Source organism: Mesorhizobium sp. ESP-6-2, assembly GCF_020164675.1.
GTDB lineage: Bacteria > Pseudomonadota > Alphaproteobacteria > Rhizobiales > Rhizobiaceae > Mesorhizobium.
In genome coordinates this window covers 186,386-201,966 of the sequence record NZ_JAIUGT010000005.1, presented here as the reverse complement: position 1 = coordinate 201,966, position 15,581 = coordinate 186,386, and the positions used below count along the sequence as shown (strand labels likewise).

The window sequence follows — 15,581 nt, the reverse complement described above, 5'->3', positions numbered from 1 at the left end:
GTAAAAACAAGGAGTTAGAGCGGGTCGGCGATTCCATCAAACGCTGAACCGCTCAAGGGCGAAGCAGGAGCGCAGCTCCGTCGCGAAGACCCTAGGATCCATGCCGTAAACTGCAAGTGTCACGGCGGTGCAGAATTCTTTGAGTGAGCGTGTAAAGCGCCATTCTCAGCCGCCGATTTTTTCGGCTGACTTCATGGCATGGATCCTAGGGTCTTCGCGACGCCGCTTCGCGGCTGCTCCGCCTACGATGACGAAATTCATAGGGCCTTGCCAATCGCAGATGGTGTAGCCGTTGGAAGCCCAGCCATTGCGTTCATCCAATCTCAGCCCCAGCCAAGGGGCACATAGTCGATCTCCATGAAGGTCGCGACTTCGGGGATCCAGCGGTCGCGCACGAAGGCGACATGGTCGGGATGGTCGTTGTACCTGGTATAGGCGGCCTGGTCGGCGAATTCCATGGAGAAGCCGAACTGGTAGTCGTTCTTGGGGCTGACCTGACGCAGCTGTTCGAAATGGGTGACGCCCCTGATCGCCGAAAGGATTTTCTTGGCGTCGACCAGGAACCTTTTTTCCTCCAGCGAGTGCGGCGGATGCTTCAGCGTGAACACGACGGTATGGCGGATCATTTCCCTCTCCTGATTTCCATTATTCGCTGTCGACCCAGGCGCGGATCAGGTGGTGCGCGATGGCTCCCTTCGGCGGCGTGATCAGATTGCCCGGATGCTCCCTGGCCAACATCAGGCGCACCTCGTCGCGCAGGAACCAGCGGCAGTCTTCCAGCTCGTTGAGGTCGGCTTGGATGTCTTCATTGAGCGGCTCGCCGAAACAGCCGATCATCAGCGAATAGGGGAATGGCCAGGGCTGGCTTGCGTGGTAGACGACGCGGCCGAGCCGGATGCCCGCCTCCTCCAGTGTCTCGCGGCGCACCGCCGCCTCGATCGTCTCGCCCGGCTCGATGAAGCCGGCAAGGGCGGAGTACATGCCCGGTGCGAAATGCCGGCCGCGCCCAAGCAGGCATTTCTCGCGCGTCGCCGTCAGCATGATCGCCACCGGATCGGTGCGCGGAAAATGCTCGGTGCCGCAATTCGGGCAATGGCGCTTGTAGCCGCCGGCCCGCATCTGCGACTCGGTCCCGCATTTGCTGCAGAAACGATGGCTGGCGTGCCAGGCGAGCAGCGCGGCGCCCTGCGCCATCGCGCCGGCGGCCGCTTCGTCGATCAGGCCTTGCATATAGACCGAGCGGTAATCGATGGCCTTGACCGTTTCGGGAAGCTGTTCCGGCTCGAGGCCGGCGGTCACCGCCAGCACTGGGCCCTGGTCGGAGAATCCAAGCAGCACGCCGCTGCCGGGCAAGGTCTGGAAGGGCAGGCTTTCGGCGACGCCGAACCAGGGATCGAAGCCGCCGTCACGAACCTTCAGGTAGAGGCGGCCGCCTTGCATCAGAAGCAGCCTGGTTCCAGGATCGGCGAGCGCCTTGTCGACCGAATCGTCGGCGCGGTTCTCGGATTGTCGGTCGATACTGTTGCCGGCGAAGCCGACGAATTGGCTCGGCTCGCGCAAGGGCGCGTCAAACAGGCTAAAGCTCATGCGGACTCTGGGCGTTCGGGATGGACACGTTCGGGATGGACACGGGAAGGCTTATAGCGCCGCCCTTATCGTTTCGGCAAACCGGCGCAGCTCGGAGCGCTGATAGGGCTCGCGCAGGCCGTGCCCCCACACCGGGCCTGGCCAGCCGGGATCGCCTTCCGAACGGGCGATGACATGGATGTGCAGCTGGCGCACGATGTTGCCGAGCGCGCCGGTGTTGATCTTGGTGCAGCCGGTCACCTTCTTCAGCGCCTGCGCCACCATATTGGTCTCGAAGGTTAGCATTGTCTGGTCGAGCGGCGTCATGTCGTGGATTTCCTCGACGCCCGGCCGCTGCGGCACCAGAAGCAGCCATGGCCAGCGGCGGTCGTTCATCACGCGCAATTCACACAGCCCAAGCCACATCAACTGCTCGCTGTCCGCCTCCAGCCGGGCATCCAGCGTGAATCCGGCCTTCAGGCCCGGCAACATCGGCGTTTCCCTTGCTTTTGGTGTTTTCCTCAGAGTTCATGAACGCTAGAGCGGCTGCATCGAGGCTGCAAGCGAATCTCGTGGCTGGTGCAGCCGATTTGCCTGCGCCCTTGCATTTCGTCGCGCAATTGCCGATATGGACGGCGGGAGGTTGGTGGTGGACGATCCACTCGCCAACCGGGTCAGGTCCGGAAGGAAGCAGCCCTAACGAGCCCGGAACGGGTCATTGTTCCAGCCTCCCACCTCATCGGCCCTTCTCGCGACGTTGACGACGCATTGCAGCGCGGGCGAAACTATGCGCAGGAATCGGCCGCCTTTTGGCGCGGCCATTTGGAGTTTTGCGGGCGAATGAGCGAAGCCGGAAATTCGGGACCAAAAAGCCTGGAGATAGGCAAGGCCGGCGCCTATCGCGTGCTGGCGCGCAAGTACCGTCCGGCGAATTTCTCCGAGCTGGTCGGCCAGGAGCCGATGGTGCGCACGCTCACCAACGCTTTCGCCACCGGCCGCATCGCCCAGGCCTGGATGTTGACCGGCGTGCGCGGCGTCGGCAAGACCACGACCGCGCGCATTCTCGCGCGGGCCCTGAATTATAAAACGGCAACAATCGACCAGCCTTCCGTCGACCTTGCCGTGCTGGGCGAGCACTGCCAGGCGATCATGGAAGGCCGCCATGTCGACGTCATCGAGATGGATGCCGCCTCGCACACCGGCATCGACGACATCAGGGATATCATCGAACGGGTGCGCTACGCGCCGGTCTCGGCCCGCTACAAGGTCTACATCATCGACGAAGTGCACATGCTGTCGACGCAGGCCTTCAACGGCCTGTTGAAGACGCTTGAGGAGCCGCCGCCGCACGTCAAGTTCATCTTCGCCACCACCGAAATCCGCAAGGTGCCGATCACCGTGCTGTCGCGCTGCCAGCGCTTTGACCTGAGGCGCATCGATGCGGCTGTGGTGAAGGCTGATCTCGCCCGGATAGCGGGCCTGGAGGGCATCGAGGCGGACGACGACGCGCTGGCAATGATCGCGCGTGCCGCCGAAGGGTCGATGCGCGATGCTCAATCGATTTTCGACCAGGCCATCGCGCATGGCGGCGGTGCGGTCAGCGCCGAAGCCGTGCGGGCGATGCTGGGCCTTGCCGATCGCGCCCGCGTCGTCGATTTGTTCGAACATGTCATGAAGGGCGATGTGGCCGCGGCACTGGCTGAATTGCGCGCGCAATACGACACCGGCGCCGATCCGGCCGCCGTGCTGACCGATCTTGCCGAATTCAATCACCTCGTCACCCGGCTGCGCTTCGTGCCGGCCGCCGCCGACGACGCAGCGCTGTCGCAGGACGAGCGCGAGCGCGGCGCCGATTTCGCTCGGACGCTCTCGATCAAGGTGCTGTCGCGGACGTGGCAGATGCTGCTCAAGGGCATCCCGGAGGTGCAGTCCTCGAACCGGCCGGTAAGTGCAGCCGAGATGGTGCTGATCCGGCTGGCGCATGCGGCCGACCTGCCGACGCTGGACGAGGCATTGAGGTCGCTGAAGAACGGCCTGCCGGCGCCGGGCGCCGCGCCGCGTTCGAACGGCGCGCCGGCGAGCCCCGGTAATGGCGGCACGTCCGGCGGCAACGGCGCCAGCGCAGTGGCGCAGGCGCGCATGCCCGGCGGGTCGGGCGGCGCGCAGACCATGCGGCTGGTGGAGGCCGCGCCCGCTCCGGCCGCCTTCGTTGCGCCTGTACAGCCGGCGCCGGAGGCGCAGCCAATACCGCTGAAATCGCTGGCCGATATTGTCGCCCTTGCCGACGCGCAGCGTGACATCGCCTTCAAGGTGCTGGTCAAGCGCTGCATCCGCCTCGTGCGCATCGAGCCCGGCCGCATCGACGTCAGCCTGACCGACGATGCGCCCAAAATGCTGCTCAACGATTTGACGACCAAGCTGCGCGCCTGGACCGGTCGCAACTGGCTGGTGTCGCTGTCGAAGGAAGAGGGCGGCCAGACGCTGGCCGAAATGGAATCGACCAGGCGCGAGAACGCTTTGCTCGATGCCAAGAGCGATCCGACGGTCGCCGCCATCCTGGCTCGTTTTCCTGGTGCCAGGATCATCGACGTGCGCATTCCCGATGCGCCGGAAGCCGACGCGGTCGAAGCCGAAGTGCCGGTCGAGCCGCCGGCGGATGACGACGAACCCTGACGAAACCACGACTCTGCAAAGGATCGGACCATGAAAGATCTTCTCGGCCTCATGGGCAAGGCGAAGGAAATGCAGGCCAAATTCCAGGCCATGCAGGACGAGATCGCCACAGTCGAAGCCGTCGGCCAGGCCGGCGGCGGCCTGGTCATCGTCACGTTGACCGGCAAGTTCGAGATGAAGTCGCTGAAGATCGACCCGTCTCTGTTCAAGGAGGATGAGGTCGAGATCCTCGAAGACCTGCTTCTGGCCGCCCACAATGACGCCAAGGCCAAGGTCGAGCAGATCATGCAGGAAAAGACCAAGGCGCTGACCGCCGGCCTGCCGATTCCGCCGGGAATGAAACTGCCGTTCTAAATGCATGTCGCCGTGCGATGGTTTTGGGGATAACGACATGCATAAAGCCAAAGACTAGTTGGCCATGGCCGAAGAGCCGTCCGAAAGGCTGATCGAGCAGCGTATCCGCAACAGGATCTACGAGATCCTGGAAATCCTGGCCGATTCTGATGCCGGCGTCGATCTCGTCGGCATCAAGGGCTATTTCAACCTGTTCGAGGATTTCGTGCATCGCCCCTCGATCGAAGCGGGCACCTCGGCGCTCTCGAAGGAAGAACGCGCCATCGTGCTGGAGATCGCGGATTTCCTCGAGGCTGCCGGGGAGGCCAACCCCGATTTCACCAGGTCCGAGTTCATCGACAGCGACTGGCCGGGAAAGATCGCACCGGTCGCCCGGAATGCGCGAGCATTGTTCCTGAAGCGCGGGCTGTTCTCGGAGAAATTCGAAGAAATTGAGCCAGGACGGCCGGCTGCGATTTCAGCCGGGCGATAATGCATGTCACCCAAAAGCGGTCTCGGCATGGACAAGGGCTTGCATAAAACAAAGGCTTGAAGCCCGGATCTTGCCACGTAACTGTGCCAGTTTGGCAACAGCATCTCGCTAATAACGTTTTAGCCATCATTTTGCCCGAAAGTGTCTCATTCTTGCCGCAGCCTGGGGGCGGGCATCGAAGTGAGAGGGTTACCTGTTGATTGCCACGCGATGGAAGACGCCGCTGTTGCTCGGCGTCGTCACGTCTCCCCTGTTCCTGGCCGCTTGCAGCCAGACCGCGTCACACGGCATGTCCAGCCTGACCGACGCCATCACGCCGAGTTTCCTGAGCTCCCGCGGCTACCACACGCCGAAGGACAGGGAATGCCTGGAAAGGGCGATGTTCTTCGAATCCAACCGGTCGAGCCGCGATGGCATGATCGCCGTCGGCACTGTCGTGATGAACCGGCTGCGCTCCGGCAAGCATGGCGACACCATCTGCGCGGTGGTGGGCGAGCGCGGCCAGTTCGCGCCCGGCGTCATGACCAGGCCGATGAATTCGCGTGCCATGCCCGATGTCGAGGAAGCCGCCGACGCCGTGCTCAAGGGCGAGCGCAAGGCCAAGCTCAAGAACACGATGTATTTCCACACCGCGGGCCTGCGCTTCCCATACAAGAACATGCATTACACCATGGTCGCCGGCGGCAATGCGTTCTACGAGAAGCGCGGCCGCAACTGGCAGCCGCTGCCGGACGAACCGACGGTCGCGGTCGCCTCGGCCGAGCAGCCGGCAGCCTTGCCCGGAGTTGCCGCGACTCGTGTCGCTTCCGCCGAGCCGGCCAAGACATCCGATCGTACCGCTGCGGCCTACGTGACTGCCGCCGCGGAGCCGGTGCGCTCCGTCAAGCCGGCCCAGCAGGCCTACGTGACGGCATCGGCTGCGCCGGCCGCAAAGTCTGCGCGCCTCCAGGAGAAGCCGACGATAGTGGCGATGCAGGAGCCGATGGAGGAACCCGATGCCGCTCGTTTTGGCGGGACCTTGAACACGAAGGTCATTTCCTCGGTGCAGGGTGCGCCGCAGGAAGCGGCGATGGGGTTCCAGTCGACGCCTGAAAACACCGATGCCATCGGCGCTATGATCGTCAGCCAGAGCCGTCCGCTCGAAACCAACTGAGGCGGGCCGCACTTACGGCCTGCATGCGCTGGTTGGAGATGCGTTCCGGACGCAAAACCGCTTCGCACTTTTGGTGGAATTGCTCTAGATCAGGCAATGTCCAAGCGAATCGCGGGTCCCGAGATCGAACGCCTGATCCAGCTCCTGGCCAAAGTGCCGGGGCTCGGTCCCCGTTCGGCCAGGCGCGCCGCGCTGCATCTGATCAAGAAGAAGGAACAGCTGCTGTCGCCGCTCGCCGCCGCCATGGGCGAGGCAGCCGACAAGGTGCGCATCTGCTCAACCTGCGGCAATGTCGACACGTCTGACCCCTGCATGATCTGCAGCGATCCGCGCCGTGACGCCGGCACGCTGATCGTCGTCGAGGACGTCTCTGATCTGTGGGCGCTGGAACGGGCGGCGGCGATGAACGTGCGCTACCACGTGCTGGGCGGCACGCTGTCGCCGCTCGACGGCATCGGCCCCGATCAGCTCAACATCCGCTCATTGGTCGACCGCGTCGCCGGCGGCGAGGTCAAGGAGATCATCCTGGCCGTCAATGCCACGGTGGAGGGCCAGACCACAGCCCATTACCTGACCGATCAATTGTCCGGTTTCGAGGTGAAGATAACGCGGCTGGCGCATGGCGTGCCGGTCGGTGGCGAACTCGACTATCTCGACGAAGGCACCCTGGCGGCAGCGCTGCGCTCCAGGACGGCGTTTTGACAGATTGCGGGGAAGGATGCTTGTCACGATGATCCCGCATCCTCAAAAGTTGGCGTTCCGTGGCGCGGGGGGCGCGACAGAACGCGACTTTCGCAAATTTGGTTTTGCATTCCTCTTGGCTGCGCTCGCTGCACTGTTCCTCTCCACCCCCGCCTCGGCCGCCAAGATCGACGACCAGTTCCGCGCCTGGCTTCGGAGCGATCTGTGGCCTGACGCCAAGGCCAAGCGCATTTCCAAGCAGACCTTCGATGCCGCCTTCGACGGCGTCACACCCAATCTCAAACTGCCCGATCTTGTCATGCCCGGCGAGAAGCCGAAGACACCGCAGAAGCAGCATCAGGCCGAGTTCGGCTCGCCCGGCGCCTATTTCGCCGAGAAGACCATCCGCGCCGTCACATCGGGCGGGCGGACGCGCGAGGCGGCCAACGCCAGGACGCTCGCCGCGATCGAGAAACGCTATGGCGTGCCGGGGGAGGTCCTTTTGGCGATCTGGGGCCGCGAAACAGGCTTCGGCGCGGCGAAGATGCCTTATGACGCCTTCGAGGTGCTGGGTACCAAGGCGTTCATGTCGACGAGGAAGGACTTCTTCCGCACCGAGCTGTTGGCGGCGCTCGAGATCGTCCAGCGCGGATTGGCCCCGGTGAATGCGATGAAATCGTCCTGGGCAGGCGCGCTCGGCCAGCCGCAGTTCATGCCGACATCGTTTCTCAAGCATGCCGTCGATTTCGATGGCGACGGGCGTGTCGACATCTGGAGCTCGACGCCTGACGTGCTCGCCTCGATCGCCAATTATCTCGTCCATTATGGCTGGGTGAGGGGACGTGGCTGGGGCTTCGAAGTGACCGTGCCCGAGAGCGTCTCCTGTTCGCTCGAAGGCCCCGACCAGGGCAAGACAATCTCGCAATGGGCCGCAATGGGCATCAGGCGTGTCGGCGGCAAGGCATTCCCGGCGAGCGAGCTGAAGGCGGAGGGCTTCCTGCTGATGCCGGCCGGCCGCAGCGGCCCGGCCTTCATCGCTACACCCAATTTCTACGTGCTGAAGCAATACAACACCAGCGACCTCTATGCCCTCTTCATCGGCCATGGCGCCGACCGCATCGCCCATGGCGATGCCAATTTTTCCGGCAGCTGGGGTGCGGTCGGTGACCTCCACCGCTCCGACATCGCCGCCCTGCAGCGGGCGCTGGAGGCCAAGGGCTACGATGTCGGCAGCGCAGACGGACTGCCCGGCTTCAAGACCCGCCGCTCGATCGGCGCCTGGCAGGAAAAGAACGGCAAGCGCGCCACCTGCTTCCCCGATGCCGGGTTGGTTGCCGCGCTGAAGTAACTCCCAAATCTGGGTTTTTCTCGACTGCCGGCCTCTGTTGGCCCTTCGCCTGCTCCGGCTCGCCCGCCTGCCACTATGATCCAGTGAGCCGGCGCATAAATGCTCGTTGCCCGCCGCGAGGCCGCCGGATATGCTGTTGACCAACTGGACAAAAACCACGACGGTAAGTGGTCAAAGGGGGCCCTTGTCGGCCTGGAAAAACACCGCAACCCTGAGCCGGGAACTCAGGTCAACAAAACAGGGAACAGTCACCATGATGATGGAAAAGCTTGCTCTACGATCCCGCATTCTGCTTGCGGGTGCCGCCATGTCGGCGCTGCTTCTGGCGGGAGCGCCGGCTGGCGCGGTCACACCAGCCGACACGCTGGTCGAAGGCTTCGCCATCGACGACATCATCTCCATGGATCCGGGCGAGGCGTTCGAGCTGTCGACCGCCGAGGTCACCGGCAACACCTATGACCTGCTGGTCCGGCTCGACCTCAGCGACACCTCCAAGGTCAAGGGCGATCTCGCCGAAAGCTGGACTGTCTCGGACGATGGCCTGACCTATACGTTCAAGCTCAAGCCCGGCCTGAAATTCGCCTCGGGCAACCCGATCACCGCGGCCGACGTCGCCTATTCGTTCGAACGCGCCGTCAAGCTGGACAAGAGCCCGGCCTTCATCATCGGCCAGTTCGGCATCAGCGGCGACAATGTCACCGAAAAGGCCAAGGCGGTCGACGACAGCACCTTCCAGTTCACCGTCGACAAGGCCTATGCGCCGAGCTTCGTGTTGAACTGCCTGTCGGCCACCGTCGCCTCGGTCGTCGACGCCAAGCTGGTCAAGGAACATGTCGCGGCGGTCACGCCGAGCGCCGACTACAAATGGGACAATGATTTCGGCAATGCCTGGCTCAAGACCGGCTATGCCGGCTCGGGCGTCTACAAGCTGCGTGAGTGGCGCGCCAACGAGGCCGTCGTGCTCGAACGCAACGACAATTACTACGGCGAAAAGGCCAAGCTTGCCCGCGTCATCTACCGCAACATGAAGGAAAGCTCGGCACAGCGCCTGGCGCTCGAGGCCGGCGACATCGACGTCGCCCGCAATCTCGAGCCGAACGACCTCGACGCCATTGCCAAGAACGCCGACCTCACCACCACCAGTGCGCCGAAGGGCACTGTCTACTACATCAGCCTCAACCAGAAGAACCAGAACCTCGCCAAGCCCGAAGTCCGCCAGGCCTTCAAATATCTGGTCGACTATGACGCGCTGAGCTCGACCATCCTCAAGGGCATCGGTGAAATCCACCAGACTTTCCTGCCCAAGGGCGTGCTCGGCGAACTGGACAAGAACCCGTTCAAGCTCGACGTCGCCAAGGCCAAGGAACTGCTGGCCAAGGCAGGCCTGCCCGACGGCTTCAGCGTGACCATGGATGTGCGCACCGGCCAGCCGACAACCGGCATGGCGGAATCGATTCAGCAGACGCTCGGCCAGGCCGGCATCAAGCTGGAGATCATTCCCGGCGACGGCAAGCAGACGCTGACCAAGTACCGCGCCCGCAACCACGACATCTATATCGGTCAGTGGGGCCAGGACTATTTCGATCCGAACTCCAATGCCCAGACCTTTGCCTCGAACCCGGACAATTCGGATGAGGGCAAGTCCAAGACGCTGGCCTGGCGCAACGCCTGGGACATTCCGGACCTGACCAAGCAGACCGAAGCGGCTTTGCTGGAGAAGGATTCGGGCAAGCGCGCCGACATGTACAAGGATCTGCAGCAGAAGATCCTCGACACCAGTCCCTTCGTCATCATCCACCAGCAGCTGGAAGTCGCCGGGTTGCGCAAGAACCTCAAGGGCTTCGCGCTCGGCCCGAGCTTCGACACCAATTTCGTTGGGCCGGTTTCCAAGGAATAGCGCCGGCGGATGAGCGTAGCTGAAAATCAGGCGGCGGCAGGGCGCGGCAGCGCCCGTGCCGTCGCCATTTTCTCATCGATCGGCCGCTTCCTGGTGATCGCGATCACGACCTATCTCGGTCTGCTCGCGGTGACCTTTTTCATCGGCCGCGTCATTCCCATCGACCCGGTACTGGCCGTGCTCGGCGACCGGGCGCCGGCCAATGTCGTGGAACGCACGCGCCGCGAGATGGGTCTCGACCTGCCGCTGGTCGAGCAGTTCTATATTTATGTCAAAAATGCCCTCAATGGTGATTTCGGCACCTCGGTGCTGACCACCAATCCAGTCATGACCGACATCCGCCGCGCCCTTCCGGCGACGACGGAACTGGCGACGTTGGGGACGCTGATCGGCGCGCTGTTCGGCGTGCCGCTGGGTGTGCTGGCCGCCGTCAGGCGCGGCAGCATCATCGACCAGGTCGTCCGCGTCATCGGCCTGATCGGCTATTCCGTGCCGATCTTCTGGCTTGGCCTGCTCGGGCTCGTCCTGTTCTACGCCAAGCTGCAATGGGTTGCTTTCCCGGCACGGCTCGACGTCGTCTATGAATACACCTTCACGCCGATCACTGGTTTCTATCTTCTCGATTCGGCGATGCAGGGGCAGTGGGATGTCTTTTGGGATGCCTTCCGCCACATCATCCTGCCGGCCTCGCTGCTCGGCTATTTCTCGCTCGCCTATATCAGCCGCATGACGCGCTCCTTCATGCTCAACGAACTCACCCAGGAATACATCGTCGCCGCGCGCGCCAAGGGCCTGTCGGAAACCCGCATCATCTGGGCTCATGCATTGCGCAATGCCGCCGTGCCGATGGTGACCGTGATCGCGCTCTCCTATGCCGGGCTGCTGGAAGGCTCGGTGTTGACCGAGACGGTCTTCTCCTGGCCTGGCATCGGCCTCTACATCACCAATTCGCTGCAGAATGCCGACATGAACGCGGTGCTCGGCGGCACCATCGTCATCGGCTCGGTCTTTATCGGCATCAACCTTTTGTCCGACCTGCTCTACCGCGTGCTCGACCCGAGGACGAAATCCGCATGAGCGCCGAGGCCATCCAGAGCCGCCGTGACTGGCTGCTCAGCGAGCGGCCGGCCTCACGCATGCAGGCAAGGCTCGGCCGCGCCTATGTCGCGTGGCGGCGTTTCTCCGCCAATCGGCTGGCCTTTCTCGGCCTGCTCATCATCATCGCGCTGCTGGTCATTGCCGCCCTTGCCGGGGTGCTGGCGCCTTATTCGCCGACTTTCGGCGATCTGAAGAATGCGCGCCTGCTGGCGCCAAGCGCTGAGCACTGGTTCGGCACCGACGATCTCGGCCGCGATATACTCTCGCGCATTCTCTACGGTTCGCGCTGGACGCTGTATGTCGTCATCCTGGTCGCCATCATCGCCGCCCCCATCGGCCTCGTGGTCGGCACCGTCGCCGGCTATGCCGGCGGCTGGACCGATGCCATACTGATGCGCATCACCGACATCTTCCTCGCTTTCCCCAAGCTGATCCTGGCGCTCGCGTTCGTCGCGGCCCTCGGCCCCGGCATCGAGAACGCGGTGCTCGCCATCGCCATCACCTCCTGGCCGCCCTATGCCCGCATCGCGCGTGCCGAAACGCTGACCGTGCGCAATTCCGATTACATCAAGGCGGTGGAACTGATGGGCGCCTCGCCCTTCCGCATCGTGCTGCGCCATATCATGCCGCTCTGCATTTCCTCGCTGATCATCCGGGTGACGCTCGACATGGCCGGCATCATCCTCACCGCCGCCGGCCTCGGCTTCCTCGGGCTCGGCGCGCAGCCGCCGCTGCCCGAATGGGGCACGATGATCGCTTCGGGCCGCCGTTTCGTGCTCGACCAATGGTGGGTGGCCGGCGCGCCGGGCTTCGCCATCCTGATCGTCAGCCTCGGCTTCAACCTGCTTGGCGACGGCCTGCGCGACGCGCTCGACCCCCGGAGCGGCGACCAATGAACGCTAACAGCAAGACGCTGCTCGAAGTCGACGATCTGCGCGTCACCTTCCCGACGCGCACCGGGCTGATCGAGGCCGTGCGCGGCGTCTCTTTCTCGCTCGGCCGCGAAAGGCTGGGCATTGTCGGCGAGAGCGGCTCGGGCAAGTCGCAGACCGGCCGCGCCATCATGGGGCTGACGCCGCCACAAGCGCGGATATCGGCTAATAAATTGGCGTTCGACGGCATCGACCTGCTCGGCGTCTCGGCGCGCGAGCGCCGCGCGCTGCGGGGCAATCGCATCGCCATGATCCTACAGGATCCGAAATATTCGCTCGACCCGGTGATGAGCATCGGCCGCCAGATCGTCGAGACGCTGCGCACGCATGAGAAGGTCTCCAAGGCCGAGGCGCGGGAGCGCGCGCTGGCCATGCTGGAAGCGGTGCAGATCCGCGACCCCCGGCGTGTCTTCGACCTGCATCCGCACGAGGTCTCGGGCGGCATGGGCCAGCGCGTCATGATCGCCATGATGCTGATCGCCGGGCCGGAAATGATGATCGCCGACGAACCGACCTCGGCGCTCGACGTCACCGTGCAACTCGACGTGCTCGGCATTCTCGACCGGCTGGTCAGCGAGCGCGGCATGGGGCTGATCTTCATCTCGCACGATCTGCGCCTGGTCTCGTCCTTTTGCGACCGCGTCATCGTCATGTATGCCGGCAAGGTGGTGGAGCAACTCAAGGCCTCCGAACTCGGTCGCGCCCAGCATCCCTACACGCGCGGCCTGCTCAACTGCATGCCCAAGATCGGCGCCGATCGTCACCCGTTGCCGGTGCTCGACCGGAAGCCGGAGTGGGCGGCATGACCTCAGCAATCGCCGTCGACGGGCTGGAGGTCATCTTCGACCGCTTTCGCGCGCTGAAGGGCGTCCGCCTGGACGTGCAGCCGGGCGAATCCTTCGGCCTGGTCGGCGAATCCGGCTCCGGCAAATCGACGCTTCTGAGGGCGATCGCCGGCCTTGCGCCGGTCGCTTCGGGCAGCATCACGGTCAACGGCAAGAAGCTCGGCGCGCGCCGCGACAAGGCCTTTTACCGCGAAGTGCAGATGGTCTTCCAGGATCCGTACGGCTCGCTGCACCCGCGCCAGACCATCGACCGCCTGCTGCAGGAGCCGCTGGCCATCCATGGTTTTGGCGACGGCGAAAAGCGCATCCAGCGGGCGCTGGACGAGGTCGGCCTCGGCAGCGGCTTCCGCTTCCGCTACTCGCATCAATTGTCGGGCGGCCAGCGCCAGCGCGTGGCGATCGCGCGCGCGCTCATCCTCGAACCGTCGATCCTGCTGCTCGACGAGCCGACCTCGGCGCTCGATGCCTCCGTGCAGGCCGAGGTGCTCAACCTGCTCGAGGAGGTCCGCCGGCGGCGCAAGCTCACCTTCCTGATGGTCAGCCACGACCTCGCCATCATCACCCATATGTGCGAGCGGCTGATGGTGATGCAAAGCGGCGAGGCGGTGGAGAATTTGGCAGCGAACGACCTGGTCGAACGCCGTGTTTCGAAGGACTATACGCGCAATCTGCTCAGGGCATCCGAGGGGTTCGTGAGAGTGTAGCTCTCCTCACGAACGCCATGTCCTTCGACCTGCCTCACATCTCCGCAGCAACAGTACGGTCTTCCACCGCGCCATTCCGTTCCTGCTTCGGCTCCTTGATTCTGAACCACGTCAAGTAAAGCGCTGGCAGGAACAACAGCGTGATCGCGGTGCCCGCGATGATGCCGCCCATCATGGCAGCCAGTCCGGCCGTGCCGGTTTCTCATGATAGGAATTTTTTCTTGACGGGGTGAAGGCAACTATGGTAGATATTCAGTCATGGTGCTGAGTTGCGCCAAGGGACCCGCCGCACAGGCGGGTTTTTCCGTCCAATGCTCCTCAACAGCGCGCCGCGAAGGCTCCGAACCCGTTAACGCGGTCCGTTGCCCTGGTACAGGTGTCGCCGGCTGGTCAGGCGCGATACGTCAGGCCCAATCGACTGCCGGCGGTGCCGACTTGAGGAAAACATGAAATAAGCCCAGAAGACATCTGATCAAGCAGAACGGGCGCCGGCCCTATGAGGGACATCATGAAGAACTCAGCCATTTCCGAACGCAAGAGCCAGTCGATCTCGCGCGGTGTCGGCATGACCACGCAGATCTATGCCGACCGGGCCGAGAACTCGGAGATCTGGGATGTCGAGGGCCGACGCTATATCGACTTCTCCTCCGGCATCGCCGTCGTCAACACCGGCCATCGCCACCCCAAGGTCATCGAGGCGGTCAAGGCGCAGCTCGACCGCTTCACCCACACCTGCCACCAGGTGGTGCCCTATGAGAGCTATGTAAGGCTGGCCGAACGGTTGAACGGCATGCTTCCGGGCAAGTTCGAGAAGAAGACGATCTTCGTCACCACCGGCGCCGAGGCGGTCGAGAACGTCATCAAGATCGCCCGCAATGCCACCGGTCGCCAGGCCGTCATCGCCTTTGCCGGCGGCTTTCACGGCCGCACCTTCATGGGCATGGCGCTGACCGGCAAGGTCGTGCCCTACAAGGTCGGCTTCGGCGCCATGCCGGCCGACGTCTTCCATGCCCCGTTCCCGGTGCCGCTGCATGGCGTTTCGGTGGCCGATTCACTTGCCGCGCTCGACCGCCTGTTCAAGGCCGATGTCGATCCGGCCAGGGTCGCCGCCATCATCGTCGAGCCGGTGCAGGGCGAGGGCGGCTTCTACGAGGCGCCGCGCGACTTCATGGCGGCGCTGCGCAAGATCTGCGATCAGCACGGCATCCTGCTCGTCGCCGACGAGGTGCAGACCGGCTTCGCCCGCACCGGCAAGATGTTCGCCATGGAGCATCATGACGTGGCCGCCGACATCACCACCATGGCCAAGGGCCTGGCCGGCGGCTTTCCGCTGGCGGCGGTCACCGGCCGCGCCGAGATCATGGATGCGCCTGGCCCCGGCGGTCTGGGCGGAACCTATGGCGGCAGCCCGATCGGCGTTGCCGCCGCGCACGCGGTGCTTGACGTGATCGAGGAAGAGAAGCTGTGCGACCGCGCCAACTCGCTCGGCGCCAGGCTGAAGCAGCGTCTGGGCTCGATCCGCGACGACGTCCCGGAAATCGTCGACATCCGTGGCCCCGGTTTCATGAACGCGGTCGAGTTCAACGACGTCAGGAAGGGCTTGCCATCGGCGGAGATGGCCAATGCTGTCAGGCTGAAGGCGCTCGACAAGGGGCTGATCCTGCTCACCTGCGGCGTCCACGGCAACGTCATCCGCTTCCTGGCGCCGCTCACCATCCAGGACGGCATCATGAACGAGGCGCTCGACATTCTGGAAAGCTCGATCCGCGAGGTTCGCGCTGCCTGAAAGGGCGGGCCTTCTCCCCGTCACCATACGGGGAGAAGGTGCCGGCAGGCGGATGAGGGGCAGCGCAGACGT

General features: G+C 63.9%; 16 protein-coding genes and 1 other RNA gene. 13 read left to right on the top strand and 4 right to left on the bottom strand.

Annotated features, from left to right (window positions below; translation table 11 throughout):
• Positions 1-323: 323 nt before the first annotated feature.
• From LB532_RS15880 to LB532_RS15870, 3 genes are read right to left on the bottom strand one after another with little or no spacing between them, the layout of a single operon-like run.
• Positions 324-626, bottom strand: coding sequence for a Dabb family protein (locus LB532_RS15880; protein ID WP_140639991.1), 303 nt, complete (start codon positions 624-626; stop codon positions 324-326).
• A 19-nt stretch (positions 627-645) separates the two neighbouring features.
• Positions 646-1,587, bottom strand: coding sequence for an NAD(+) diphosphatase (gene nudC, locus LB532_RS15875; protein WP_140639990.1), 942 nt, complete (start codon positions 1,585-1,587; stop codon positions 646-648).
• A 51-nt stretch (positions 1,588-1,638) separates the two neighbouring features.
• Positions 1,639-2,058, bottom strand: coding sequence for an HIT family protein (locus LB532_RS15870; RefSeq protein ID WP_140496869.1), 420 nt, complete (start codon positions 2,056-2,058; stop codon positions 1,639-1,641).
• 146 nt (positions 2,059-2,204) lie between these two features.
• On the opposite strand from LB532_RS15870, the gene ffs reads away from it, so the two are divergent.
• The 12 genes from ffs (at position 2,205) to LB532_RS15810 (ending at position 13,723) form a co-directional block, all read left to right on the top strand.
• Positions 2,205-2,301, top strand: an RNA gene (gene ffs / locus LB532_RS15865) — signal recognition particle sRNA small type.
• A 105-nt stretch (positions 2,302-2,406) separates the two neighbouring features.
• Positions 2,407-4,239, top strand: a complete 1,833-nt coding sequence (locus tag LB532_RS15860; protein ID WP_140639989.1) for a DNA polymerase III subunit gamma/tau — start codon at positions 2,407-2,409, stop codon at positions 4,237-4,239.
• Positions 4,240-4,269: 30 nt separating this feature from the next.
• Positions 4,270-4,593, top strand: coding sequence for a YbaB/EbfC family nucleoid-associated protein (locus LB532_RS15855; RefSeq protein ID WP_140496865.1), 324 nt, complete (start codon positions 4,270-4,272; stop codon positions 4,591-4,593).
• 64 nt (positions 4,594-4,657) lie between these two features.
• Positions 4,658-5,065, top strand: coding sequence for a hypothetical protein (locus LB532_RS15850; RefSeq protein WP_140496863.1), 408 nt, complete (start codon positions 4,658-4,660; stop codon positions 5,063-5,065).
• Positions 5,066-5,261: 196 nt separating this feature from the next.
• Positions 5,262-6,218 (top strand): cell wall hydrolase, encoded by a 957-nt coding sequence (locus LB532_RS15845; protein WP_140639988.1) that lies wholly within the window; start codon positions 5,262-5,264, stop codon positions 6,216-6,218.
• Positions 6,219-6,314: 96 nt separating this feature from the next.
• The gene (recR, locus tag LB532_RS15840; RefSeq protein WP_140639987.1) at positions 6,315-6,920 is read left to right on the top strand and encodes a recombination mediator RecR; all 606 of its coding nucleotides are present in this window, start codon (positions 6,315-6,317) and stop codon (positions 6,918-6,920) included.
• 16 nt (positions 6,921-6,936) lie between these two features.
• Positions 6,937-8,247, top strand: a complete 1,311-nt coding sequence (locus tag LB532_RS15835) for a lytic murein transglycosylase (protein WP_411908881.1) — start codon at positions 6,937-6,939, stop codon at positions 8,245-8,247.
• Positions 8,248-8,500: 253 nt separating this feature from the next.
• Positions 8,501-10,144 (top strand): ABC transporter substrate-binding protein, encoded by a 1,644-nt coding sequence (locus LB532_RS15830; RefSeq protein WP_140639986.1) that lies wholly within the window; start codon positions 8,501-8,503, stop codon positions 10,142-10,144.
• 9 nt (positions 10,145-10,153) lie between these two features.
• A complete protein-coding gene (locus tag LB532_RS15825; RefSeq protein WP_140639985.1) occupies positions 10,154-11,221 on the top strand; it encodes an ABC transporter permease in 1,068 nt (355 codons plus the stop codon).
• The gene (gene nikC / locus LB532_RS15820) at positions 11,218-12,138 is read left to right on the top strand and encodes a nickel transporter permease (protein WP_140550114.1); all 921 of its coding nucleotides are present in this window, start codon (positions 11,218-11,220) and stop codon (positions 12,136-12,138) included. The genes LB532_RS15825 and nikC overlap by 4 nt, the downstream gene beginning before the upstream one ends.
• Positions 12,135-12,980, top strand: coding sequence for an ABC transporter ATP-binding protein (locus LB532_RS15815; RefSeq protein WP_140639984.1), 846 nt, complete (start codon positions 12,135-12,137; stop codon positions 12,978-12,980). The genes nikC and LB532_RS15815 overlap by 4 nt, the downstream gene beginning before the upstream one ends.
• Positions 12,977-13,723, top strand: coding sequence for an ABC transporter ATP-binding protein (locus LB532_RS15810; RefSeq protein WP_140639983.1), 747 nt, complete (start codon positions 12,977-12,979; stop codon positions 13,721-13,723). Before LB532_RS15815 ends, LB532_RS15810 begins: the two co-directional genes overlap by 4 nt.
• 34 nt (positions 13,724-13,757) lie before the next feature.
• Here LB532_RS15810 and LB532_RS15805 read toward each other — a convergent pair whose 3' ends face one another.
• Positions 13,758-13,898 (bottom strand): hypothetical protein, encoded by a 141-nt coding sequence (locus tag LB532_RS15805; RefSeq protein WP_181169381.1) that lies wholly within the window; start codon positions 13,896-13,898, stop codon positions 13,758-13,760.
• Between the two features lie 333 nt (positions 13,899-14,231).
• On the opposite strand from LB532_RS15805, the gene LB532_RS15800 reads away from it, so the two are divergent.
• Entirely contained in the window at positions 14,232-15,509 is a 1,278-nt protein-coding gene (locus LB532_RS15800) for a 4-aminobutyrate--2-oxoglutarate transaminase (protein WP_140639982.1), read from the top strand.
• Positions 15,510-15,581 lie beyond the last annotated feature (72 nt).